The sequence below is a fragment of the Hungatella sp. SB206 genome (assembly GCF_051132295.1).
Taxonomy (GTDB): domain Bacteria; phylum Bacillota; class Clostridia; order Lachnospirales; family Lachnospiraceae; genus Hungatella; species Hungatella effluvii.
The window spans coordinates 1,757,408-1,781,076 of the sequence record NZ_CP096603.1 but is presented as its reverse complement, the minus strand read 5'-3'; the positions used below and the strand labels follow the sequence as shown (position 1 = coordinate 1,781,076).

Below are 23,669 nucleotides of genomic sequence, written 5' to 3'. Positions count from 1 at the left end.
ACACCTCATCGCTGAAGTGATTATTTTTTAGATGAATTAATCATAACAGATGAACGGTTTCATGAAAAGAATAGAAAATTAACGGATACACAGAAATATGTCATTATTCTTAACCTGTTTTCCGCCCGGAAGCAAAATACTTTAAGAATAGTGACCTCAATGTTTATTGAATCCATTATAAATAAAAATGATTGCTTTTATAATAAAACCAGTGTTTATATAGAAAGAAATCGGAGGTTTTTGTATGAAGAGACATCTATTTTCAGCAAGTTTCGGCAGCTACTCTTTCAGAAAAAAGATAACACCCTGGTGTATCCTGGCTCTGCCCATGATTTTTACGGTCTGGTTAAAATATTACCCGATCCTCAGCGCCTTTTATATTTCCCTGTTTCAATACGATCCTATCCAATCGCCGGGTACTTTTGTGGGCTTGTCCAACTACGTCAGCATGTTTAAGATGCCTTATTATTGGGAAGCGTGGAAAAATACGTTTATCTTTCTGCTGCTGCAGCTGGCCATGTGCTTTTTTATCCCCCTGATCCAGGCGCTTTTCCTCAATGAGCTGACAAAGCTTCAGAAAAGCCTGACCACCCTGTACATACTTCCGGCGCTGATTCCCACATCGGTAAATGTCATTATCTGGAGATGGATCTGGCATCCCGATTACGGCGTCGCCAACCAGATTCTCAAATTCTTCGGCGGCCAGCCCCAGACATGGTTAAGCGATCCCAATCTCGTAAAGTTCTGTATCATTTTCCCCGGAATCTTAGGGGGCGGGCTGACGGTGCTCCTGTATCTCTCGGCCATTCAGGGGATTTCCACCGATATTATGGAATCGGCTTCTCTCGATGGCTGTACCGGATTTGGCCGAATCATCCATATCATACTGCCGAACATATCTTTTATGATCTTTATTCAGTTGATTATGAGCGTTATCACTACCATGCAGCTGCTGGACGCACCTTACATGTATGCTTCCGGAGGGCCCAGCGGCGCTTCCACCACACAGGGCATCTTCATCTATAATGCGTTTAACCAGGACTTGAACTACGGGCGCGGTTCGGCCGCATCGGTGATTCTTCTGCTCGTCATCGCGGCCCTGACCATCATGCAGATGCATTTTGAAAAATCAGAGAAGGAATAGGAGGAGCCAGACAGAATGAAAAAGAACACAACGACGAAAAAGACGAAAATCAAATACGGGGCCGCCGAACGCAGGCTGAAAATCTGCGCCGTCGCGGTATCCCTCCTCTTTGCCGCTTTGATGCTTTATCCGCTGATTTTCGCGGTATCCAGCGCCATGAAGGACAATGCAAAGATCTATGAAGTTCCCCCGAAGCTGCTTCCGGAGAAGGCCAACAGCCTCGCCCTCGTCATCGACTACTCCGGCATGGAGTTTGCAGACGAAGAACAGATGAAGGACACCATGATGCAGGACAATGTTCTGGCAATGTTCGGCATCAATTACAAGCTTTCCGATGATTCCATCATCGAGATCTCCGTATACGGGGTCAGAGACGGCAAGACGCTGTTTTACTCCAGGGCGCATCAGATGAAGCTGCAGCTGGAAAAAGACTATGGCATCTACGCCCATTCCGCGGTGAAAAAGGAAGTGCTGATCCATGGAGACCGCTATACCAGGGCCTGCGATTCCTTCGGCTATGAATTTGACGTAAACGGCTTATCCCGAACAGCGCCAGCCGGCTCCGGTATGGCCCACACATTTCAGACAAAAGTCACGGAAGTCCTGGCTGAGAAGTACCCCTTAAGCGGCAGTCTCACAACCGTGGGAAATAAAACGAAGCATCTGCTTAATCTGGAAAGTTTCAAATATTACTTACAAATGCCCGCATACATCTACCCGAAGAATGAGGTCATCGCCAGGTTCGGTTTTCTGACCTTTGTCATGAACAGCATCCTTGTCATCGGCTTCGCAATGGTGTCCCAGGTCATTCTATGTTCGGTATCAGCCTTCGTCATCAGCCGCATGCTTTCCAGGAAGGCCGGAAACCTGGTACTCCTGTTCTTTATGGGCGGCATGATGATTCCCTTTGCCAGCATCATGCTTCCGCAGTTAATTATGTATCAGAAAATGGGGGCCTACAACAATTATGCCGCGCTTCTGCTGCCATTTTTGTATCCCTTTGGTTTTTACGTCTATCTATACAAGGGCTTCTTTGACCAGATTCCAGGCAGCTACTTCGAGGCGGCTTCCTTAGACGGCGCCAGCCCATTTTACCTCTATAAGGCCATCTGCATGCCGCTGTCCAAGCCCATTATCTCCCTGATTGCTCTGCAGACCTTTATCGGCAACTGGAATGACTTCTTCTGGGCCTGGCTGGTCACGGAGGATCAGAAGCTGTGGACGCTGAACGTGGCCCTGTATAATATATCCAACAATTCCGGGACGAAGCAGAATGCCCTGATGGGGCTGGCGGTGGTCACGATCACCCCTGTCATCCTGCTGTCGATTCTCTTCTCCAAACAGTTAAAACAAAGTATTATGGCATCTGGTGTAAAAGGATAAACAATAATGACGATTTGAAAGGAACAAGGCATATGAATCAGACAGATATCTCTGTATTTGAACAATTGGAACAGGAACTGGCAGCTCTTCGGATTGAACTGCCGTCCGAAGGCCGCAGCGTCACGGTCACCGACTTTGGCGCGAGGGCGGACAGCAATTTCTGCAACACGGAGGCCTTTAACCAGGCGCTTATGTACTGCCGGAGGGAAAAGGCAGAAAAACTGATTATTCCAAAAGGCGTTTACCGCTTTAAAGAGTGCAGTCAGAACGCGCATCTCATCCTTGACGACATGGAAAACTTCACGCTGGATGGCCAGGGCAGCGAACTGATCTTCGAATCACTGAGTTCCTACTTATCCATTTGCCGCTCCAGCCGCATTCTGGTTCGCGATCTGATTCTGGACTGGAACTGGGAGAAGGCCCCGCTCTCCAGCGTGGGCGTTGTCTCTGAAGCGGCGGAGGACGGCAGTTATATCGAATGTGTCTTTCCAGCTTACGAGGAGATTCCAGAGGATATGACATTTTCCATCGTCGGCCCCTTCGATCCATGCCGCTATACGCCTGGCTGTCCGGGCGGCATGGAATTCCGGCCCTATCAGAATGAACATGTGAAGAAAAGCGGCGATGAAAAGACCGATGCGCAGATGCAGGAGCTGGTTCGTGAGCTGTCCAATGTCTTCCTTCCCAGGCAGGAAAAGACTGCCGCCAACAGGCTGCGTTTTTATACCTCAGACCCGGACTTTACGAGGAGGCATTTCCACGTTGGAAACTGCTTTAACTTCCGCCATTATGAGTATGACATCCTGACCATCCCCATCCAGGATACCCGGGACTGCACGCTGGACAACGTCGTGATCTACTCCTCGCCGGGAAGCGGCTTCGTAGGCAACGGCGATATCCACGGGCTCCATTTAAAGGGCTGCCGCGTCACGGTCCGTCCGGGTACCTCCCGTAGTGTATCGACGGCTACGGACTGCCTCCATGTCTGCAACTCACAGGGAAGCTTCATCATTGAAGACTGCGATTTCGGCTATGCCGGAGACGACTGCATCAACATTCACGATAATTCCTCCATGGGAATCCAGCTTCTCGATTCCCATACCCTGCTGGCCAGGAGGGTCACGAAGGAATCGGTCCTGTTTGAGACCGGCTACCCGGTAGAGCTTCGGAATCCGGATCTGTCCCCCACCGGCTTCTCCTCCCTGCTCACCGCCGTGCAGTACTCGCCCGAGACGAAAACCTGCCGCCTTACCTTTGCGGACGCCCTTCCCGAGGGGCTTTCCACGGATACCGTCCTATGGAACAAACGCTTCTCCACGCAGAACTATATCATACGCGGCTGCCGCTTCACCAACAACCGGGCGCGGGGCGTCCTGCTTCAGGGATCGAACGGCATGCTAATCAACAACGTCTTTGAAAATATTCAGGGCGCGGCCATCCAGATCGAAACCGGATGTGAATCCCGGTGGAGCGAGGGCCATGGCGTCAGAAACCTGATTATCCGCGGCAATGTCATCCGCCGCTGTGACTTAAACGCCTGGCAGATGGCCGTGCTTTATATGGGAGTCTATCTCCCGGGAGGCCGGACGGAGGAACCAGTCTTCCAGAATATCCTGATCGAGCAGAATTCCTTTATCGACTGTCCGAGACAGGCCATGTTCCTGTCCTCCTGCCGGAATGTCATCGTCCGCGGCAATACAGTCATCAATGCGCTGAAGCTGGATTTAGAAGCACCGTGCTACGGCTCCAGCACAATGGAAAAACCGCTTTATGGAGAACACTATGAAGGCGTGATCCAGTTTGAAAAGGCGTCGGACTGGATCGAGGAGAATAACCATATCTTTTCCACACGGATATAAGGAAGCAGTCATGCTTCCTTATACGGTTTTCCTTAGCCGTATTCCTCAGCCGTTTTCCTTGGCAAACTGGCTGTTATACAGCTTTGCATAAAGCCCATCCCGGACCATCAGCTCCCTGTGGTTTCCCACCTCCCTGATATCTCCGCCCTCCATATACAGTATCATGTCCGCGTCCTTGATGGTGGAGAGTCTGTGGGCAATCACGAAGCTGGTGCGGCCCCTCATGAGAACCGCCATGGCCTCCTGAATCAGGACCTCTGTACGCGTATCGACGGAGCTGGTCGCCTCATCGAGAATCATGATCGGGCTGTCCGAGAGGATGGCCCTGGCAATGGTCAGAAGCTGCCGCTCCCCCTGGGCCAGATTCGTCGCACCCTCCTGCAGCCTGAAATGATACCCGCCCGGCAAGGTGTGAATAAAGGAGTCTGCTCTGGCCGCCCTGGCCGCTTCCATCACCTCTTCATCTCCTGCCCCCAGTCTTCCGTAACGGATATTTTCCATGATGCTGCCGGTAAACAGCCACGTATCCTGAAGAACCAGGCCGAATACGGCCCGGAGGTCTTTCCGCGTCATCTCCCTGATATTTATGCCGCTTACGCGGATTTCACCGTCGTTCACATCATAGAAGCGCAGCAGCAGATTGATCAGGGTGGTTTTTCCTGCACCGGTGGGACCGACGATAGCCACCTTGCTTCCTGGCTTCACTTCCAGGCTCACATCGTGCATCAGGGTGTGGTACGGCAGATACCCAAATTTTACATGGTTGAATTCCACTGAACCATCCACAGGCTCCGGGACCACAGGATGTTCCGGATCCGGACTCTCCTCCTTCTCATCGATGAACTCGAATACCCTGGCCGCTGCCGCCGCAGTGGACTGAAGGATGTTGGCGATCTGCACCGTCTGGTTGATAGGCTGTGAAAACTGTCTTAAATACTGGATAAAGGACTGAATCATACCGATGGTCATCCGGTTGTCGATGACGAAGGAGCCGCCCACGATCACGACGAACACGTACCCCAGATTCGCCATCCCTTGGGTAACCGGCATCATGGTGCTGGACATAAACTGGGACTTCCATCCGCTGTCATACAGGGTCCTGTTGGTCTCTGAAAACTCATCGATGGTCTCTTCCTCCGTACCGTAGGCACTGACAATGGTATGGCCCGTATACATTTCCTCCACGTATCCATTCATCTCCCCCAGCGTCTCCTGCTGGGTCTTAAAGTACTTCTGCGAGGCCCCTGCTATCTTCATGGAAAACACGAGCGCGAGGGGGACGGTCACGATACCGATCAGCGTCAGCATGGGGCTGATATAGAGCATCATGGCCAGAATGAAGATGACGGAGGTCACCGCCGTCACGATCTGCTCCAGACTCTGCTGGAGGCTGTTGGAGATGGTGTCCACATCGTTGGTGATGCGGCTGAGCACATCCCCGTAGGAGTTCGTATCAAAGTAGTTCAGGGGAAGCTTCTGAAACTTCCGGTCGATATCATTTCTCAAGTCACGGATTGTTTTCTGGGAGACCCGGACAAGGATAACCGTGCTGATATACTTGAAAAATGCATACAAAATATAAATGGAGGCTAACAGAATCAGTATGGTGATGAATCTGCGTATCTCGCTGTAAACCGGCTCCCCGCCTGTCACAAGCCCTGCCAGCGCATCCGTCGCCCGCCCCAGCACGAACGGCCCGAAGCTGTTGAAGAGGGATGAGAGGATGATGCAGATTACGGAGACCGTCAGGCCTTTGCGATAGGGGCCCATAAACCGGAGCAGACGCCGGAAAACGGTGCCGGAATCCGCTTTTTGATTGTGGGTACTAGACTTCATCTTTCTCTGCCTCCTCCTGGGTAAGCTGGGAATACACGATCTCCCGGTATACCTCACAGCTCTTCATCAGTTCCTCGTGCCTGCCCTGGCCAACACAGCGGCCATCTTCCAGCACCAGGATTCTGTCCGCATTTTTAATGGTGCTGACTCTCTGCGCCACCAGAATCACGGTGGCCTCCTTCGCTTCTGACAGCAGGGCCTTTCTCAGCGCCGCGTCTGTCTTATAATCCAGCGCGGAAAAGCTGTCGTCAAAAATATAGATTTCCGGTTTTCTGGCAATCGCCCTTGCGATGGCGAGACGCTGACGCTGGCCTCCCGATACATTGGCTCCGCCCTGGGATATGGGCGCGTCAAAGCCGCCCTCCTTGGCAGTCACAAAATCATAGGACTGCGCAGTCATCACGGCGTGCTCCACATTTGCCTGGTTCGGCTCTTCCTGACCATATCCCACATTTTCAGCAATGGTGCCCCGGAAGAGAAACGCCTTCTGAGGCACCAGTCCGATCTTTCCCCGGAGAGTTTCCAGGCTCATCTCCTTCACATTTACCCCGTCTACCAGAATCTCTCCTTCCTGTACGTCGTAAAACCGGGGAATCAAGTTGATCAGGGTGGATTTGCCGCTTCCCGTGGAGCCGATCACGGCCGTAACTTCCCCCGGAGAAGAATCAAAGGATATGTGCTCAAGCGCCGGCGCCTCCGCGTTGGGAAAGGTAAATGTCACATCCCGGAAGGAAACGTATCCCTTTATTCCCGTCTCTGTCACCGCTCCGTCACAGTCTGCCACGACAGGGACCGTGTCCAGCACTTCATTGATTCTTCCTGCGGATACGGCTGCCCTGGGATACATGACAAATATCATGGACAGCATCATCACCGACATCATAATCTGCATCACGTACTGGATGACGGCAATGATATCGCCAATAGGGATCGCCGTATGAACATTTATGATCTGGTAGCCGCCAAAGGCAATTAAGGCAACCATGGTTGCATACAGAATCAGGCTCAGCCCGGGAATCATGATCCCCATGACGCTGTTCATGCGGACGGTATTGACCATGAACTCGTCATTAACCCGGCGAAACCGCTCTTCCTCAAACTGCTCTGTTCCAAAGGCTCTGGCCACACGGATTCCCGTCAGCTTCTCCCTGGTGACCAGATTGATCTCATCCAGCTTTTCCTGCATTTTCCGGGACAGCGGGGAGGCCAGCCGGGCAATGATCAGGACAAATGCGATCATGACCGGAAGGGACACGATCAGGATCATCGACATGGTTACGCTCTTGGCCAGGGCCAGCACCACTCCGCCGATACACATAATAGGCGCCATCAGACAGACCTTCAGAAGCATGTTCATAAAAGTCTGAACCTGGACGACATCATTATTCGTTCTGGTAATCAGGGATGAGGTGGAGAATCCGTCAAATTCCGTCTGGGAATAATACTGCACCTTTCGGAATATCCGGCTCCTCACATTTCTTCCAAATCCAACCGATGCCAGGGACGCAAAAAAGCCGGTTCCCACGCTGCACAGGACCCCAAGCAGTACAAACAGCAGCATGGTTCCCCCGATGGACACGATCCGGACTTTATCTCCCGCCGGGATTGCAGTGTTGATCACCTCGGAAAGATACATGGGCAGCGCTAGATTCGCGGCCACGGAACCAATCACGGTCAGGATCAGCAGCAAAAGCGCCCATTTAAACAAAAACAATTCCTTGTACATTTTTTTCATGCCAGACCTCCATTTTCTATCTGGTCACATTATGCGCGGTTTTATGGTGTTAAATACCTTTATTGGGGAAAGGCAGAGGAGAAGAGACAAAAAAACGGTGAATAATCAGCCTGTGAGCATTGCTCCATCCGGTCACCAGATAGCCTTTCTTCATTGAAGTAATACCACTGTCCGGCGATATCACACCACCCGGCCGCCGCTCTTCTTCTGGAACCACCAGCGGCGGGCATCCTGCTTCCAGGTGCCCTGTAATCCATAAGCTACAGATTGGATCTGGAATCGGCGTAATCGTTTCTTTCAGGATTCCGCAATGGCAGCGCAGCACGCGGAACGCTTTCCCTTAGGTTCTCTTTAAGGTGATCTCCACCTGTAGGACGGTGTCGTATTTGTCCCCATCGACCACTGCTTCTTTTCAGGCGTTGAAATCCGATACTGAGTCCCGCGTCCAGGGGATCTTTTCTGGCAGGTCCGTTGATATCATGCACCATCAGTCCCGCGCCCTCCTGAAGGTTCGGCGCTTTGCCGTTTTCTGGTCCCATGTGCTCTGCCGTTACATCGACGGACAGCACAAAATTCTTGTCGGTCGGACTTCCGTATAATAGAAGGTCAGTCCGTCGTGGCCTGACTGAATCTTTCCGCCTCTACACGGAAGGTGTGATATTCTGGCACCTCCAGCCCCGCACGGTATAGTTGGTGTTCTTCATCGTATAAGCGCCGTTTACATGGTTAAAATAATCACTTTCAGACATCAAAAATACCGCTGCAAAAACAGAACAATGCTTTTGCAGCGGTATTCCCGGTGCCCCGGTCACTCATATCCGGTTTCCTTCATCCAGAGAGGAAGCAGGCGGCTGACTACCTCGAACAGCAGGCGGTCCTCCTCTCTCTGCAGGTCACAGCCCCACAAATTCTCCATCAGGCTGATCCGGTAACGGATGGTGTTGACGTGGGCGTACATGGCGTCCGCCGTCTTCTGGTAATTAAAATGGTTCTGCACAAAGCAGCACATGGTATCCGACAGCGCATCCCGCTTCTCTTTCGGGTATTCCATCAGCTTGTCCGTCATCTGTTCCAGGATCCGGTTTACCGGACTTCCCGGCTTCGGATACTCCAATATCCGAAAAATCCCCAGCTCACTGTGAAAGAACACGCGCCTGTCCGTATCGGTCAGGTTTCCTACTTCTGCGGCATGACGCGCTTCCCCGAGGGCCTGGTCCATCTCAGATGCACGGTACCTGCCGCTGATCCCCATTATCATATCGTCATCGCCAATCCCGATTATCCCTTCCAGCTGCTCCGTCACCTTCATAACATTGTCCGTGGAGACAAACAGCAGCAGATGGATCTCGTCCAGGAAACAGTAGCGCAGGCTCTTTCGAAAGCTGCGGTGAAGCCGGTATCCCAGATACCCCTGCTGCTTTAAAATACCCTTGTCTCCCTGTTCCAGCACCACGATTCCGTATCCGTCTTCCGGAAATATCCCGTCTGGGATTGTCACCGGCCGTTTGCCTTCATAGGACTGCCTCATAATAGCGCTGATGCCCTCAGATGCCGCTGGCAGATCCTGCGTATACCATAAAAGAAGGCAGGCGTAGTCAAGCAGTACATGGTCCTCCTCCGTAAACGCCTCTTCTCCCCGTATCTGAAGCAAATGGCGCACCTCTCCGCCCAGAGTCATGGAGCTGTGTATAAAATGAAAACTCCCTCCTTCCTCCCAACTGAATTCCTGAATCCCCGGAAAGGCCGCCTTCACCGGCCCGCGCTTCCACCACTCCGGATAGAAAAACGCTTCGCTCAGCTCAGGCGTGTCCGGATAGACCTCATAATCCTGACGAACGCTGTAGACCCACTGGCCGCCGCAGCGCTCATTCAGCGCCTTCAGAAGCTTCAATATGTCCCCATCACACGCCAGGTTACGCAGTCTGTACTGAAAACAGGTAATCGACTCCCTTTCCATAAGCAGTCCCCCTTCCGCTGTCACAGATATCCCATCACGCTCCATTGCGCAATCGTATTATCCTAAGCATAGCGCTCCGGGGACAAAGAGTCAACCTCCGCGCTTCCAAAACAAAAGGTTCTTTCTCCTCCGTTCTTTCTTCGTGGAAATGGGTCCTGTTTCGGAAAACGCTCTCCGGAACAGAACCCACAGACCACCCTTACAGGTTACCACCTCCTGCAATCAATTTTTATTTTCTCAGATGCGCACTGCCGTTTTATATGCAGTATGGAACGCGTCCAGAATCTTGCCAGCCTTCGTACAGTCTCCTATTTCATAGACCTCCAGATCGGGCTCTCCCGCAAGCGTATCGTAGAATGCGTGGCGCGGTTTTAAGCCTACTGCAATCACAATGCTGTCCGCCGGAAGCTCCGTTCTGCGCCCAGTCCTGTCATTCACTCCGCACACGCCCTGTTCTGTGATCTCCGTCACCCGCATCCCCGGAATGACCGCGATCCGGTTTCTTCCGATCTTTTCAAAATAGGCAATAATATCGGTCACGGCGCAGTCGGCCATGATCGCATCCTTCATCTCCACAATCGTCACTTCATGGCCCTTTTCAGCAAGATCCACAGCCGTCTCCGTACCGATCATTCCGCCGCCTACGACCACAACCTTTTTGCCGATTTCCGGATGACTGTCCAGAATAGTGAGTGCATTGATCACATTTCCCCCATCGATTCCGGGAACCGCCGGAATCACCGGTTCTGCGCCAACCGCCGAGATCACCACATCGTATCCCCCTGCCTTCGCCATCTCCGGCGTCAGTTCCTCACAGATAACCGGAATCTCCAGTTTCTCGATCTGGTGAATTTGATAGTCAATCAGATGCCGGATGTCTTCCTTAAATTCAGGTGCAGAAGCCTCATGGAGATAGCCTCCCAGTTTCCTCTTTTCATAGATGGTGACGTCATGACCTTTCAGTTTTAAGACGCGGGCCGCCTCCATTCCTGCGGGGCCGCCTCCTGCAATAACGACTTTTTTCTTTGTTTCCGCCGGTTTAATCGCCAAATCTTCTTCGAAGCCCAGAACCGGATTTACCGCACACATGACGGTACGGCCCAGGAAGGAACTTCTCTGCAGGCAGCCTTCATTACAGCGGATACATGGCCGTATATCCTCGGGATGGTCTTCCATCGCCTTCTTTACCCAGTCATTGTCCGCCCACAGCGGCCGTCCCAGTGTGATGAAATCTGCCTTCCCCTGCTCCAGAATATCCTCCGCGTACTGGGGAAGCGTAATGGAACCGGAGGCCATGACAGGAACATGCACTTCTTTTTTTACTGCCTCGGCCGCCCATACATTGTAGCAGACAGGCATTGCCATCGGGCTTACCTGATGGATCATGGTATGATGATCCCCTCCAGAAATATGGAAAGCGTCGATTCCCAGTCTCTCCAGCTCTTTCGCATAGTAAATGGTATCTTCGATGGTCATTCCATCCGGCTCATAATCCGTACCCGATAAGCGGACGGTCAAAGGAAAATCAGGTCCCACCTTCTTCCGGCAGTTCTCCACCACCTGCCCCAGGAAACGGAAACGGTTTTCTCTCGATCCGCCGTACCAGTCGCCTCTTTTATTCGTAAAAGGAGAAAGGAAATTGGTAATTAAATAACCGTGAGCTGCATGAATTTCCACCAGATCAAAACCGGCGTCCACAGCTCGTTTCGCCGCGTCTCCAAACGCCTCGATAAGAATCTGGATTTCATCGATGGTCAATTCTTCCGGAATCGCATGGAACTGGTCATAAAGCATGGGCCACGGAACCGGAGAAGCGGATTTCATAGGCGGTCCCAGGAACCTCTGGCGTCCGCAGTGTTCGATCTGGATTCCCGCTTTTGCACCGTGGTTCTTAATACTGTCCGCCAGCCATCCCAGACCGGCAATATGCTCATGGCTGCTGATTCCAACCTGACAATGGCATGACTTGCTGGCTATGTCATCAATATATGCATACTCCACGATTACCAGGCCGGCGCCGCCGTCGGCCAGATGGGTGTAATGATCGACCAGTCTCTGAGTTACCGTGCCATCCTTGTTGCTGAGTCCCGTCGTCTGAGGCGCTTTAACCAGACGGTTCTTCACTCTCAGGGTTCCGATCTGTCCCGGTTCAAACAGCTTTGGAAACATTTTTTTCATAGCAATTTACTCCTTTTCATTCTTTTTTATTGCATCTAACATCTTTTCTTCTGTTATGGGAATCTCATGGAACCGTATTCCCGTCGCATGGTAAACCGCATTGGCGATGGCTGCGGCAGTGGGCACCAGGCCGCATTCCCCGACACCCTTCGCCCCAAACGGCCCGCTTGGTTCGTTGGTCTCCACAAGAATCACATCGATATCCGGCGTCTCCAGCATAGTTGGAAGATAATACTTATGAAAGCTGTCCTGAGCCTGCCTTCCCTTTTTGTCGTAGACAATCTGCTCGCTTAAGGCATAGCCGATTCCCTGCAGCACAGAACCGTGAATCTGACCTTCCACGATATCCGGATTAATGGCCCGGCCCACATCGTGAGCCGCCGACAGATGAAGAACTTCGATCTGTCCAGTCTCTAAATCCACCTCTACCTCGGCAAAATGGGCATGCCATGGAGGTGCGTTAAACGGCACGGTCTGGCCTATTCCAATAATCTGCCGGTTGGCCCGATGAATCAGATGGGCCGCCTCCCCGATTGTCATGCAGGGTTCCCCCCTTACAGAAATCATCCCATTTTCCAATGTCAGAGTTTCCGGCTCCGCCTTCAGCTGCTCCGCAGCAAATTCCAAAATCTTCTGCTTTGCATCCCTCCCCGCGGCCTCCACAGCAGTTCCTGCCGAATAGAGCGTCCTGCTGGCATGACTGCCGATGTCGTAGGGAGTGCTGGCCGTATCGCCAAAAACGATACTCACCTGATCCATGGGAACCCCCAGTGATGAGGCTGCTACCTGCGACAGCGTGGTGGCAATTCCCTGTCCCATATCGGGAACGCCAACCGCTAAATTGGCGGAACCATCCTCCATCACCGCCAGGTATGCATTGTCAAACTCCACTGCAAAAGGCCAGGAATTGCTCAGATGAGTTCCCGCTGCCATTCCGATGCCCCGCACTTTTTTATTGTTCTTGTTCTTATTGCAACTGTCTCGATCAATCCATCCGATCTTTTCCGCCCCTTTTTCCATACACTCTGCCAAACCGCATGTGGCGCAGGGATACGGCGGAAGCCAGGGAGCGTAAGGGGTCATGACATTTTTAAGCCGGAGTTCCAGCGGATCCATACCCAGCCGCTCAGCCATTATATCGACCGTGGACTCTACCGCAAAGTTTCCCTGTGGATTGCCGAAGCCTCTCATGGCCCCTGCCGTGGTTGTATTGGTATAGACGCAGAGACCGTCGTAACAGACATTGGGAATCTGGTAAATGCTTATATTGGTCACGCCCAGAACCGCCGTCACGTCTGGACCTGCACTGGCATAGGCTCCTGTGTTTAAAACGGCTTTCAGATACAGTGCCTGGAAGCTTCCGTCTCTCTTCGCCCCCAGCTTTACCGTTATATATCCGGAATGCCTGGTGGTCGAAGCGATAAAATCCTCTTTTCTGTCATAGACAAAACGCACCGGCTTACCCGCAAGCATCGACAACGCAGCGGCAACGGGTTCCGCCTTGCCGCTCATTCCCACATGAGAACCGAACGCACCTCCGATATAGGGAGGATTCAGCACACGCACCCGGCTGGCCGGAATTCCAAACATCTTTGCCAGAAGATTCTTCAGCGGATGGGGACTCTGGGTCGTGGACCACACCGTTAGATGTCCCGATGCAGAGTAGTCTGCTACCGCGGCCTGAGTCTCCAGCTGACAGTGCTTTACAACAGGGAGTTTAAACTGTTCTTCCAGTATCACATCGCTCTCTTCAAAACCTTTGTCCAAATCTCCCATGGGGAGCTTGGCCATACCAGCAATATTGTTTCCAATAAAGCAGGGATGAATGGGAGGCGCCTCCGGGTTCATGGCCTGCAGCGGATCAAAGACCGCAGGCAGCTCCTCGTATTCCACCCGGATCAGTTCCAGGGCCTGCTTTGCCGTCTCCTCCGTGTCCGCGGCGACGGCCGCCACCTCGTCTCCCACATAGCGCAGCTCCCGATTAAAGATTTGCTCATCTTCCACCGGGACTGCAGGCGGGTTTGCTTCGCTGCAGGAACTGTTAAAACGGCACTCCGTTGTATTTTTATATGTAGCTACGGCACGTACTCCAGGCAGTTTTTCCGCTTCCGCCGTATCGATGGACACGATTCTGGCATGTGGATACGGGCTTCGAAGCACCTTAGCGTGCAGCATTCCGGGAAGCTTTAAATCTGTAGTAAATGCAGCAACTCCAGTCGCTTTTTCCAGGGCGTCAATTCTTGGCAACGGTTTTCCTACTTCACCTTCCGCCTTCATCCGCTTCACCTCCTTCTGTAAGGGCCAACGCGCAGGCCGCAAGCTCCACGGCCTGTTCTATCTTCACATATCCGGTACAGCGGCAAATATTACCGGCCAGAGCTGTCCTGATCTCTTCTTTCGTCGGATGCTGCTTCTCATCGAGCAGCGCCTTGGCCGACAAGATCATCCCAGGCGTGCAGAAACCGCACTGAATGGCTCCCGCGTCAATAAATGCCTGCTGGATAGGATGGGGTTTTCCCGCTGTCTTCAAACCTTCTATAGTAACAACGCGGCTGCCTTCCACACGGGCAGCCGGAACCATACAGGAATTGACTGCTTTTCCATCCAATATCACGGTACATGCCCCGCATTCGCCCTGCCCGCATCCTTTCTTCGTTCCGGTAAGTCCCAGCCGGTCCCGCAGAACATCCGCCAGTAAGTCAGCCGGTTCAATTTCCACGGTAACCGGAACATCATTTAATATAAAGGACAGCTTCATCTCTGCTCCACCTCCTTGTCCCTGCCTTCGGCATCAATACATGCCTCCGATAAAGCCCGTTCCACCATCACCGGGAGTACTTCCTCCCTGTAGCGCTTCGAACCGCGGATCAGGCTGTCCCTGGGATTCGCGTTATTTAGCGCAAACCTTCCTGCCTCTGAAAATACTTCCTTTGCCGCCGCTTTTCCCATTAAAAAGCATTCCGCCTCCGTCGCCCGCACCGGCCCCACGCCGACCGGGGCCATGGCTATGCGGCACCGTTCCACCACGCCGTTCCTTATTCCGAGAAATGCCGCCACACAAACCATGGGGAGGGCCAGAGCCTTCCTCTGTTCCAGTCTGGCGTAGCCGCTTCCCTCGCCGGGCCCCGCTGCCGGAACGAGAATCTTCGTGACGAGACTCTTCGTGCTGTCAACCGTGCTCTTTCCAAATCCGGCATAAAGACGGTCCATGGTCAGCAGCTCGGCTCCGTCCCCATACATCACCTCTACCGATGCCCCCAGAGCCGCCAGAGCCACCGCACTGTCCGCCGCCGGCTGGCCGTTCACGATATTGCCGCCGATGGTGCTGCAGTTTCGAATCTGATTGGAGCCAACCGAATGAGACGCCTTTGCCAGCGCGTGCGCGTACCGTCTGATCAATGGACTCTCTGCCGCCTGATTATGGGTAACTGCCGCGCCGACTTCCAGAACCTGACCGCACAGCTTCGTCTCAGCCAGCCCTGGAATTCCCGTGATATCCACGAGGCAGTCCGCCTGATACTTTCCACTCTGTAAATCCAGTACCAGATCGGTTCCGCCCGCTATGATCCTTCCGCGCCCCTCATATCCGGCCAGCAGATTCAGCGCCTCTTTGGCCTCCTTTGCCATAACGTAATTCTGTACCATAAGGAAATCAATCCTCCCTTCGTATTACTGTTTTCCGTTCCATTCGCACAGTTATATTATAACAGCTTCCAATGGCTGCCATCTCCAAAAAGCAGTCGGGCATTTTTGTAGTTCCTATGGGAATCGTAACAGAATTTTCATAAATCCTTAAAGTCTTTTTTCCGCTTCGATGGTAGAATCATCCATTATAAGGAGGAGAGTCTATGAATAAGAAAGCAGTATGGACCGCATCTGTCCTGGGAGCCGCGGCATTACTGGCGTCATTCTGTCTGTTGGTGCCGCGCCGCTATCCGGTTCCCGCAGATACGACCATCGGAACCCGCAGCATCCGATACGAAGACCGGCCCAAAACCGCCGCCGAGATCACCGTAGCCCGTTACTTCCTTAACCAGATAACGGGAGATTTTATAGAAATGAAGAAACTTCTTCCCAATACGGAACTTGACAGGATCACGCTGGAGAATGAGAAGGGAGCGTTCTTAAAGGGCGAATCCATAGAAACCTATATTATACGCTCCATCACAACCCTGGAACGTGAACAGTACGCCGGAGACAACGAGGCATTTTCCTATCCAGACGCCGAAATTCGGGCGCGGCAGGAGAACCTGAAGGATTATGCAGTCATTCATGTGGAATTCTATCAGAAATGGAATGATAAGGCAGAGTCGCGTGCACCGCAGTGGAACTCTGGAGAATGCGGCAGGAATTTCCTGGTGGGCAAAAAAGCCCTGGATAAAAATTATAAAATATATGATTTTGGAATGATGATGTAAGGAGGAACTGCAGACTGCTTCCTTCCGTCCGCTTCTGGAGAAATACAAGGATTACGCTACCAGTCCCGGCGCGGAGACGAAGGACCGCACACTTCAGCGGCTGAAGGATCCTTTTTCCGATTACTATTTTATCTGTTTAGACGGTAAGCATATCGGTGCTATCCGCATCTGCCATTTTGAAACATTATGTAAACTCAAGCAGCTGTTCATCCTTCCTGAGTTCCAGGGAGACGGATATGCATAGATATGGGAAATCAGCGATTATAATATATAACGGCTGATTTCCCATACTGGTTTTTTATTCCAATACTGATTTTTATTGCGGTGAGTCCCCCGTCTCCCTTCCAGCCGGCACTGCCCATGGCTGGAGCACTGACAGAAGCTCTGCATCATAGTCCAGACCGATGCTGTAGCTGTATTTCTGGCTGGGGAGCGTTCCCTGTGGATAGGAAATCTCCAGGTGTTCAGGGAAAAGAAGGATATACTCTGGCCGCAGAGCTGCCTCCATCTCTTTACGCAGTGCCGGACTGCCCGTGCCAGAGGCATCTAATAGCCATTGCCGAGCCGCCTCCTCCGACAGGCTGAATAAATCCCAGTTGCTGAATACGGCCCCTGTCTCCCGATTGAACACGGCCCCGAGCCGAAGCTCTTTAGCCTCCTGGCCGTTTACCGGGAGCGTGACCGTTGTGATAAAGCTTACGGCTGTATCATTGGACGCGGAGGGCATGATCTCCTGACGTACATGGCGTTCCTGATACTCAGTCCCGTTCTCCCGGCAGGTCTGGTAATCCCTGTAGGCCTTCTGAAGCTCTGCCTCAGTGTCGTAGAGCAGTCCCTGTTTCTCGTAGTAATCGTCTATTCCCCTCCGCGCAGATTCATTTAAATCATTGTAGCTAACCGTTCCGGCCACATAGCAGTTGGCCGGTCCAACGGTCTTATAAATGGTCAGAAGGCTGGTTCCATCTGGCAGTCTGTAGCTGTCGAAGGTATTGTGTTCATCCTGCCACAGGTCCGCGCGCTCATCTCCGGGAAGGGAGGCGGCATTTTCCTGGATCAGATGCAGCGTCTCTTCCTCCGGAACGGGAGTTTTCGAGCAGCCCGCCAGGAATACAAGGGACAGGATCAGTACTGATGCGTAAATTTTCCTCACTTTCATAGGTCATCCTCCTTTATAATTCTGAAGCACTCTCAGAAATGCCTTGTGCTCTTCTGATCGTCTGGAGTACTGGAGCGTGTCTGTAAGCAGCTTTTTCAGAAACACTCTAACACTATGTTATACTCAAAACGGGAAAATGTCCACTGTTGTTACTGCAGGGAGGCCGTTTAAGTTACTGTTTAGCTCATTTCCGGATCCCTTATACCAGCGGCCGGATCTCGTAGTCCTCCATATTCACTTCTTTAAATTTCGATCTCTGGAACCGTTCCTTCAGGCCGTATGGTACAGTGCAGTCGAAGATGGTTTTACAGCTGATTCCCCGGTCCTTAAGCATTGGATTGTATTCCGGCCCCTCGGTGGGGTCCAGCGGATGGCAGCGGACTCCCGGAATCGTGATGGTATCCACGTCTCCCTGATAACGGGTGTTGAGCGCCCACAGAACATCGTCCGAATCAAAGATATCCACATCCTCATCCACCACGATCACATGCTTCAGCTCAGGAAATGCGGTGAGCGCGATGAGCGCCGCCTGACGCTGCCTTCCCTCGTCGCTGGGAACCTGTTTTGCGAACTGTATGACCGCCATGTACTTACCGCCGCCGGAGCGGTGGGCGTAAACATTTTTCACGCGACCGGCAAGCGCCTTCTCTTCCATGGTCAGGATACTGGCCTCCGTCGGGATTCCCGCCATGCTCACGTGTTCCTCGCTGGGTCCGATGCACGTCTGGATGATCGGATTTTTCCGATGGGTAACCGCTTTGATCTTTATTACCGGAAGCTCTCCCGACACGTGGCCGGTATATCCCGGGAACTCCGGCATGGCCTTTCCCGTATTGGTGTTGATATCTTCCCGCATCCGCTTTCCGGCCACCAGCTCGCCCTCGATGACAAACTCCGCGTTGGCAATAGCGTACTCGTCAATGGTCCGGCATTTTGCCATGCGGACTGGCTTTTTGCGGAGCGCGCCTGCGATGGACAGCTCATTGAACCCCAAAGGTGTTGTGGGCGGTTCGAAGCAGGAAGCGATCTCAATGGCCGGATCCACGCCGATGCTGATGCTGATCGGCAGATTCACGCCTTCCCGTTCCGCCTTTTCCCGAAATGCGTCCAGGTGGCGCACCCCGGGAGTGAAAAACATGGTCATCTCGTCCGCCGACTGCAGGCAAAGACGGTGAATGGTCACATCCCCTTCTCCCGTAACCGGATCGGAGGCGTAGCACATTCCCATGGTGATATAAGGTCCGGCATCCTCCTCCGTATTCTGAGGGGCCGGGAGAAGCTTCCGAATATCGAAGCCTTCCTCCGATGCATAATGGATTTCCTCCTGGCACGGCACGTCTCCGCCTGCCGTAAACTCCGGCATAATGGGATTCGCGGCCGCCTCCTTTAAGAGAAAGCCCAGCTTATCCGGAGGACAGTCCAGCAGGCAGCCCACCCGTTTTCTGGAAGCCAGAAGGCCGATCAGCACCTGTTTGTCCGGGAAGCCTTTGATATTACGGAAGAGGAGCGCCGGTCCCTCCTTTGTGGGACGCTTTACCGTACCACCCGCCCCGACATAGCGGTAAATCCCCGCGACTTCCGCGTAAGAATCTACCTCTGTATCTGTACATGCAATCTGATTCTCATACTTTTTCAGTTCCTCCACCGCACTCCGTAAATCTTCAACCATTCTGATTTCCTCCTATTTCTTCCTTCTGCTCTTGCTGATACTCTCTCAAACCGGCGGCGATCCGGTGAGCGCCTTCTTCGCACAGCGCTACGACGCCGGTGATCTGTTCCTTCGTTATTCCGTCCACATGGATGCCGGCCAGCACGGCCAGTCCCCCGGAAACCACGGATTTCAGTTCCCGGTAAATCAGCTCCGTCACCACGCCTTCCCTGTGGCCCTCTCTGGCATTTGACAGGCATCCGCCTCTGTCCCCGAAGGCAACGGCTCCGATATGTCCCGTATCACCGCCCGCTGCCAGCACCAGACAGTCGGTTCCCATCCGGAGCACCTTAAACTGCACGGAGACTCCGTGGCCTGTCATGGTAAAATCCATCAGTTCCTCAAACACGGTCCTGCACCTTCTCTCCCCATCGTTTCGCACCTTCACAGGGAATCCTGAACTGATCCAGAATCTTCATAATCTGGTGATTTACAATGTCCTCCACGGTCTCCGGATGGTTATAAAATGCCGGCATAGGCGGCGCTATGACAGCTCCCATCTGCGAAAGCTCATACATGTGTTTTAAATGAATGGTATTAAGCGGCGTCTCCCGGGGACAGATCACCAGCCTCCGCCGTTCCTTTAAGGCGACGTCACAGACGCGGGTGATTAAGTTGTCCGCGTATCCATTAGCGATTCCCGACAGCGTCTTCATGCTGCACGGCAGGATAATCACGCCATCCGCCGGATAGGAGCCGCTGGAGATGCAGGCCGCCAAGTCGCGGTTATCATAGCTGTGGTCCGCCAAAGATAGGACGTCTCCTTTCGTATATCCTGTTTCAATCTCCAGATTTACCCAGGCGTAATCGCTGAATATCACATGGGTCGTCACTGACTCTGTCTTTTTTAATGCCTCCAGCAGCCTTACCGCGTATATGGTTCCGCTGGCTCCTGTCACTCCGATAATCAGATCCATGAGAGTTCCTCCTTTCCCTTCACTGTACCGGATATCGCCTGTACAATCAATTCATTTTATGGTATCATTGTTTCCATAACGGAATGATTGAACGGAGGCAGAATATGACATTGGAACAACTGCAGTACTTTGTGGCGATCGTGGAAAGCGCCACATTCTTTGACGCGGCGGAAAGCCTTCATATCGCCCAGTCCACCCTGTCCAAACAGATACGGAATCTGGAACTGGAGCTGGATGTCCAGCTGTTTGACAGAAGCCGCCGCCACGCCTCCTTAACGGATGCCGGGCGCGTCCTCTATCCCGATGCGGTAAAGCTGTTAAAAGGCGTTCAGGGAATGAAGCAGCATCTTGCTCCATATCAGGACAGCCGGAGATCCGTCATACATTTGGGAGTCCTTCCCATCCTGCATCAGTACCGTTTGAATCCCGTTCTGAGGCAGTTTGCCGAGTCTCACCCGGAGACCACCCTCATGATCGACGAGGTGGAGGATGAACCGCTGCGGCAGGGCTTCCGCCAGGGCAGCTACGATCTGATCATCGGCCGCCCGGAACTGCTTACCGGCGTGCAGAGCACATGCCATCTGCTGGCTCACGACCGGCTGGTGCTTCTGACTCCCGCAGGCCATCCGCTGGCAGGCAGACCAGCCGTTCCCTTAGAAGAGCTGTCCGGAGAATCGTTTATTCTGATGCATCCCAGCAGCAGCATCTACCGCCTGTGCCTCACGGCCTGCCAAAAAAAAGGATTCCAGCCCGCTGTCACCCGGACAGCCAAGATAGAATCCATTGTCAGCGCAGTCGCCGCCGGAGAGGCGGTGAGCCTGCTTCCTTACAGTAATCTCGATGTATTTCGCCATGAAAATGTCGCAGTGATCCCGCTGCAGGAGCCAGTCGCCGCCGATGTCGTCCTGGCCTGCCAGTCCCCGAAGAAACTGTCGCTCTGCGGCAGGACACTCTGGAAATACTTTTCCGCCTGAACTATTTTAACGAAAAAGGAAGCTGTGCAGAATTCTCACTCTGCGTAGCTTCCTCTCTCTTTTTCACGTTCTTACCGGTTTTCTTCCATCGACACGCCGGCAATCTTGATATTCACATCCAGCACGGTAAGTCCTGTCATGTTCTCAATCGCACTCTTTACCTTGTCCTGCACCTTTTCACATACTTCCGGAATGCTGAAGCCGTACTTGATGTTTAAGGATAAGTCAACGGATACGTGCTCTTCCGTTACTTCGACTTTAACGCCCTTGGATAAATTCTTCATGCCCAGCTTTCCAACCAGTTCATTGGTAATGTTGCCGGCCATGGAATCCACGCCGTCTACTTCCGTCGCCGCAAGGCCTGCGATGATGGCTACTACTTCATCCGCAATCTGTACTTCGCCGATTTTATCTTTTTCATATACTTTATGAGTATTTCTGTTCTCTGTCTCTGCCACAATGATTCCCTCCTGTTTTCAATTCGATGTATTACTTGGATTATAGACTATTATAACAAAGACAGCCACAGTTTGCAAAACATTTTTCTATTCCTGGCCCAGAATACCCGCTTCTAAGTCACTTAACATCACATCAGCAGCCGTAATGCCGCCTTCCGCCAGGTACCATACGGTTGGTGTCAGGTAGACAATGCGACCGTTTTTGTATGCTTCCGTCTTCTTCACCAGTTCATTATCCATCACTTCCGCCGCGAGCTTGGCGCCTTCCGTGTTGATTGCGGAATCGCGGTCCAGGACAAAGATGTAATCCGGGTTTAAGGAAACGAGAAGCTCGAAGGAGGATTCATTACCATGCGTGGAATCCACGTCGTTTGCCAGATTGGTGAAGCCGACTTCATTGCCGATCAGGGAGCAGCGGCTTCCGTCACCCAATGTGTTGAAATTGCTGCTGGTCACCATTCCGATGACTGCTGTCTTTCCCTCGGCCGCCTGGCGGAGCGTCTCCACACGTGCATCGAATCCGGCCAGTTCTTCCGCCGCCCGCTCTTCCTCACCGAAGATGGAAGCGATCATGGCAGCATTATTTTTCACACTCTGAATCACGCCTTCCTCATAATCCACCGCGGTGTATACGACAGGAGCAATCTTCGACAGTTCGTCATACTGCGCGCTTAAACGTCCTCCGATGAAGATCACATCCGGCTCACTGGCCATGAGCGCCTCCATGTCCACTTCCTTCAAGGTGCCGAGGTTTACAATATCCTCGTTGTTGTTATACTCCATCAGATAATCGATTTTGGAGGATTTCGGCATTCCCACGATCTGGCCGCCCAGATCCCAGTTATCCATCATGTCAAGCACCGCCATATCCAGAATAGCCACGCGCTCCGGATTATAGGGCACCTCCAGCTCCACCTTTTCGCCGTTTCCATTCAGCGTCGTCACGGTGACGGATTCCGGTGTCTCCGAGGCCTGTGCATCTTCATTTTCGCCTTCCCAGGAGCCGGACTGGGACTCTGTATCTGTGGACACGGCTTCGGAAGAAGTCGTCTCGCCGGCCTGTCCGCCTGTTGTTCCGGCCTGTCCGGCGCTCTGCCCGCAGGCTGTCAGGGAAAGGGCTGCTGCCATTGCAAGTGTCAGTAATGTCATTTTTTTCATAGATAGTATCTCCTTTTTTGGGGTTAGTAATAGATCGACAGTGGTTTTCCTTCTATTTCCAGTATCTCGAAGTCCACGCGGTAGATTTCGGAGAGGTTTTCTTTTGTCATCACTTCCTCCACCGTACCGAATTTTGATATTTTTCCATCCACGAATGCGCAGATGTAATCGGAATAAAATGCGGCGTAATTGATTTCATGCAGCACGAGAATCACGGTTTTTCCCAGTTCATCACACAGCCTCCGGACGATTTTCATCATGTTGGTGGCATGGTAAATATCCAGGTTATTGGTCGGCTCATCTAACAGGACGTATTCCGTATCCTGCGCAATGACCATGGCTATGTAGGCGCGCTGGCGCTGGCCGCCGGACAGTTCGTCGATGAACCTGTCCTCAAATTCCTCCAGTTCCATGTAGGCGATGGCCTTTTCGATGATTTCCTCATCCTCCGCCGTAATCCGATTGCCGCTGTAGGGAAAGCGGCCGTAGGCCACCAGCTCCCGGACTGTCAGTTTCATCTGGACGTGGTTGCTCTGAGTCAGAATGGCCAGCCGCCTGGCCAGATCCCGGCTCTTCCATTTGGACATGTCCTTTCCCTCGAAATCCACCGAACCGTCATCCTGTGCGATCAGCCTGGAGATCATTCCCATAACCGTTGATTTTCCGGCTCCGTTGGGGCCGATCAGCGAGATCACCTTTCCCTTCGGCAGTTCGAAGGAGACGCCGTCCACCACGGTTTTTCCATTGTATTTTTTTAAAAGTTCTTTGACAAACATCGTTATGGCCTC

General features: G+C 52.6%; 21 protein-coding genes. 6 read left to right on the top strand and 15 right to left on the bottom strand.

Translation table 11 applies throughout. The features are described 5' to 3' along the window. The first annotated feature begins 244 nt into the window (after positions 1–244). The 3 genes from M1L66_RS07775 to M1L66_RS07765 are packed head-to-tail and all read left to right on the top strand — an operon-like array spanning position 245 to position 4,386. Positions 245–1,144, top strand: coding sequence for a carbohydrate ABC transporter permease (locus M1L66_RS07775; protein WP_117621366.1), 900 nt, complete (start codon positions 245–247; stop codon positions 1,142–1,144). A 15-nt stretch (positions 1,145–1,159) separates the two neighbouring features. Further along, a complete protein-coding gene (locus tag M1L66_RS07770) occupies positions 1,160–2,527 on the top strand; it encodes a carbohydrate ABC transporter permease (RefSeq protein WP_434691997.1) in 1,368 nt (455 codons plus the stop codon). Between the two features lie 32 nt (positions 2,528–2,559). Continuing rightward, positions 2,560–4,386 carry a right-handed parallel beta-helix repeat-containing protein gene (locus M1L66_RS07765; protein WP_434691994.1) on the top strand — a complete coding sequence of 609 codons (1,827 nt, stop codon included), beginning with the start codon at positions 2,560–2,562 and terminating at the stop codon, positions 4,384–4,386. Positions 4,387–4,431: 45 nt separating this feature from the next. Here the strand turns inward: M1L66_RS07765 and M1L66_RS07760 are convergent, their stop codons facing one another. From M1L66_RS07760 to M1L66_RS07725, 8 genes are all read right to left on the bottom strand, one after another. Further along, positions 4,432–6,222, bottom strand: a complete 1,791-nt coding sequence (locus M1L66_RS07760; RefSeq protein WP_187022301.1) for an ABC transporter ATP-binding protein — start codon at positions 6,220–6,222, stop codon at positions 4,432–4,434. Further along, positions 6,212–7,957 (bottom strand): ABC transporter ATP-binding protein, encoded by a 1,746-nt coding sequence (locus tag M1L66_RS07755; protein ID WP_434691991.1) that lies wholly within the window; start codon positions 7,955–7,957, stop codon positions 6,212–6,214. Before M1L66_RS07755 ends, M1L66_RS07760 begins: the two co-directional genes overlap by 11 nt. A 49-nt stretch (positions 7,958–8,006) precedes the next feature. Continuing rightward, positions 8,007–8,174 (bottom strand): hypothetical protein, encoded by a 168-nt coding sequence (locus tag M1L66_RS07750; RefSeq protein WP_434691988.1) that lies wholly within the window; start codon positions 8,172–8,174, stop codon positions 8,007–8,009. Positions 8,175–8,765: 591 nt separating this feature from the next. After that, complete coding sequence (locus M1L66_RS07745; RefSeq protein ID WP_434691985.1) at positions 8,766–9,914, bottom strand: PucR family transcriptional regulator; 1,149 nt, start codon at positions 9,912–9,914, stop codon at positions 8,766–8,768. Between the two features lie 237 nt (positions 9,915–10,151). Continuing rightward, positions 10,152–12,092, bottom strand: coding sequence for an FAD-dependent oxidoreductase (locus M1L66_RS07740; RefSeq protein WP_434691982.1), 1,941 nt, complete (start codon positions 12,090–12,092; stop codon positions 10,152–10,154). 6 nt (positions 12,093–12,098) lie between these two features. After that, positions 12,099–14,369 (bottom strand): xanthine dehydrogenase family protein molybdopterin-binding subunit, encoded by a 2,271-nt coding sequence (locus M1L66_RS07735; protein WP_187022306.1) that lies wholly within the window; start codon positions 14,367–14,369, stop codon positions 12,099–12,101. Beyond that, positions 14,353–14,850 (bottom strand): (2Fe-2S)-binding protein, encoded by a 498-nt coding sequence (locus tag M1L66_RS07730; protein WP_187022307.1) that lies wholly within the window; start codon positions 14,848–14,850, stop codon positions 14,353–14,355. Before M1L66_RS07730 ends, M1L66_RS07735 begins: the two co-directional genes overlap by 17 nt. Further along, on the bottom strand, positions 14,847–15,737 hold the full coding sequence (locus tag M1L66_RS07725) for an FAD binding domain-containing protein (RefSeq protein ID WP_187022308.1): 891 nt from the start codon (positions 15,735–15,737) through the stop codon (positions 14,847–14,849). The genes M1L66_RS07730 and M1L66_RS07725 overlap by 4 nt, the downstream gene beginning before the upstream one ends. Before the next feature lie 203 nt (positions 15,738–15,940). On the opposite strand from M1L66_RS07725, the gene M1L66_RS07720 reads away from it, so the two are divergent. Both M1L66_RS07720 and M1L66_RS07715 read left to right on the top strand, forming a co-directional pair. Next, positions 15,941–16,510 (top strand): hypothetical protein, encoded by a 570-nt coding sequence (locus tag M1L66_RS07720; protein WP_434691977.1) that lies wholly within the window; start codon positions 15,941–15,943, stop codon positions 16,508–16,510. Between the two features lie 7 nt (positions 16,511–16,517). Then, entirely contained in the window at positions 16,518–16,754 is a 237-nt protein-coding gene (locus tag M1L66_RS07715) for a GNAT family N-acetyltransferase (RefSeq protein WP_434694219.1), read from the top strand. A 72-nt stretch (positions 16,755–16,826) separates the two neighbouring features. Here the strand turns inward: M1L66_RS07715 and M1L66_RS07710 are convergent, their stop codons facing one another. The 4 genes from M1L66_RS07710 to M1L66_RS07695 all read right to left on the bottom strand — a co-directional run bounded on the left by M1L66_RS07710 (position 16,827) and on the right by M1L66_RS07695 (position 20,291). After that, positions 16,827–17,666 (bottom strand): hypothetical protein, encoded by an 840-nt coding sequence (locus tag M1L66_RS07710; protein ID WP_434691974.1) that lies wholly within the window; start codon positions 17,664–17,666, stop codon positions 16,827–16,829. Positions 17,667–17,865: 199 nt separating this feature from the next. Then, entirely contained in the window at positions 17,866–19,335 is a 1,470-nt protein-coding gene (locus M1L66_RS07705; RefSeq protein ID WP_187022311.1) for a UbiD family decarboxylase, read from the bottom strand. Continuing rightward, positions 19,328–19,723, bottom strand: coding sequence for a hypothetical protein (locus tag M1L66_RS07700; protein ID WP_434691972.1), 396 nt, complete (start codon positions 19,721–19,723; stop codon positions 19,328–19,330). The genes M1L66_RS07705 and M1L66_RS07700 overlap by 8 nt, the downstream gene beginning before the upstream one ends. Next, a complete protein-coding gene (locus tag M1L66_RS07695) occupies positions 19,716–20,291 on the bottom strand; it encodes a UbiX family flavin prenyltransferase (protein WP_434691969.1) in 576 nt (191 codons plus the stop codon). The genes M1L66_RS07700 and M1L66_RS07695 overlap by 8 nt, the downstream gene beginning before the upstream one ends. A 104-nt stretch (positions 20,292–20,395) precedes the next feature. On the opposite strand from M1L66_RS07695, the gene M1L66_RS07690 reads away from it, so the two are divergent. Continuing rightward, positions 20,396–21,265 carry a LysR family transcriptional regulator gene (locus M1L66_RS07690; RefSeq protein ID WP_434691968.1) on the top strand — a complete coding sequence of 290 codons (870 nt, stop codon included), beginning with the start codon at positions 20,396–20,398 and terminating at the stop codon, positions 21,263–21,265. A gap of 71 nt (positions 21,266–21,336) precedes the next feature. Here the strand turns inward: M1L66_RS07690 and M1L66_RS07685 are convergent, their stop codons facing one another. The 3 genes from M1L66_RS07685 to M1L66_RS07675 form a co-directional block, all read right to left on the bottom strand. Beyond that, entirely contained in the window at positions 21,337–21,723 is a 387-nt protein-coding gene (locus M1L66_RS07685) for an Asp23/Gls24 family envelope stress response protein (protein WP_002601061.1), read from the bottom strand. A gap of 87 nt (positions 21,724–21,810) precedes the next feature. Then, positions 21,811–22,881 (bottom strand): siderophore ABC transporter substrate-binding protein, encoded by a 1,071-nt coding sequence (locus M1L66_RS07680; RefSeq protein ID WP_187022314.1) that lies wholly within the window; start codon positions 22,879–22,881, stop codon positions 21,811–21,813. Positions 22,882–22,904: 23 nt separating this feature from the next. After that, on the bottom strand, positions 22,905–23,657 hold the full coding sequence (locus M1L66_RS07675) for an iron ABC transporter ATP-binding protein (RefSeq protein ID WP_434691964.1): 753 nt from the start codon (positions 23,655–23,657) through the stop codon (positions 22,905–22,907). Positions 23,658–23,669 lie beyond the last annotated feature (12 nt).

What these genes read in the sequence shown, in the direction of transcription:
- M1L66_RS07775 (WP_117621366.1), top strand. Translation starts at nt 245, where the DNA reads ATGAAGAGACATCTATTTTCAGCAAGTTTCGGCAGCTACTCTTTCAGA.
- M1L66_RS07770 (WP_434691997.1), top strand. Translation starts at nt 1,160, where the DNA reads ATGAAAAAGAACACAACGACGAAAAAGACGAAAATCAAATACGGGGCC.
- M1L66_RS07765 (WP_434691994.1), top strand. Translation starts at nt 2,560, where the DNA reads ATGAATCAGACAGATATCTCTGTATTTGAACAATTGGAACAGGAACTG.
- M1L66_RS07760 (WP_187022301.1), bottom strand. Translation starts at nt 6,222, where the DNA reads ATGAAGTCTAGTACCCACAATCAAAAAGCGGATTCCGGCACCGTTTTC.
- M1L66_RS07755 (WP_434691991.1), bottom strand. Translation starts at nt 7,957, where the DNA reads ATGAAAAAAATGTACAAGGAATTGTTTTTGTTTAAATGGGCGCTTTTG.
- M1L66_RS07745 (WP_434691985.1), bottom strand. Translation starts at nt 9,914, where the DNA reads ATGGAAAGGGAGTCGATTACCTGTTTTCAGTACAGACTGCGTAACCTG.
- M1L66_RS07740 (WP_434691982.1), bottom strand. Translation starts at nt 12,092, where the DNA reads ATGAAAAAAATGTTTCCAAAGCTGTTTGAACCGGGACAGATCGGAACC.
- M1L66_RS07735 (WP_187022306.1), bottom strand. Translation starts at nt 14,369, where the DNA reads ATGAAGGCGGAAGGTGAAGTAGGAAAACCGTTGCCAAGAATTGACGCC.
- M1L66_RS07730 (WP_187022307.1), bottom strand. Translation starts at nt 14,850, where the DNA reads ATGAAGCTGTCCTTTATATTAAATGATGTTCCGGTTACCGTGGAAATT.
- M1L66_RS07725 (WP_187022308.1), bottom strand. Translation starts at nt 15,737, where the DNA reads ATGGTACAGAATTACGTTATGGCAAAGGAGGCCAAAGAGGCGCTGAAT.
- M1L66_RS07720 (WP_434691977.1), top strand. Translation starts at nt 15,941, where the DNA reads ATGAATAAGAAAGCAGTATGGACCGCATCTGTCCTGGGAGCCGCGGCA.
- M1L66_RS07710 (WP_434691974.1), bottom strand. Translation starts at nt 17,666, where the DNA reads ATGAAAGTGAGGAAAATTTACGCATCAGTACTGATCCTGTCCCTTGTA.
- M1L66_RS07705 (WP_187022311.1), bottom strand. Translation starts at nt 19,335, where the DNA reads ATGGTTGAAGATTTACGGAGTGCGGTGGAGGAACTGAAAAAGTATGAG.
- M1L66_RS07695 (WP_434691969.1), bottom strand. Translation starts at nt 20,291, where the DNA reads ATGGATCTGATTATCGGAGTGACAGGAGCCAGCGGAACCATATACGCG.
- M1L66_RS07690 (WP_434691968.1), top strand. Translation starts at nt 20,396, where the DNA reads ATGACATTGGAACAACTGCAGTACTTTGTGGCGATCGTGGAAAGCGCC.
- M1L66_RS07680 (WP_187022314.1), bottom strand. Translation starts at nt 22,881, where the DNA reads ATGAAAAAAATGACATTACTGACACTTGCAATGGCAGCAGCCCTTTCC.
- M1L66_RS07675 (WP_434691964.1), bottom strand. Translation starts at nt 23,657, where the DNA reads ATGTTTGTCAAAGAACTTTTAAAAAAATACAATGGAAAAACCGTGGTG.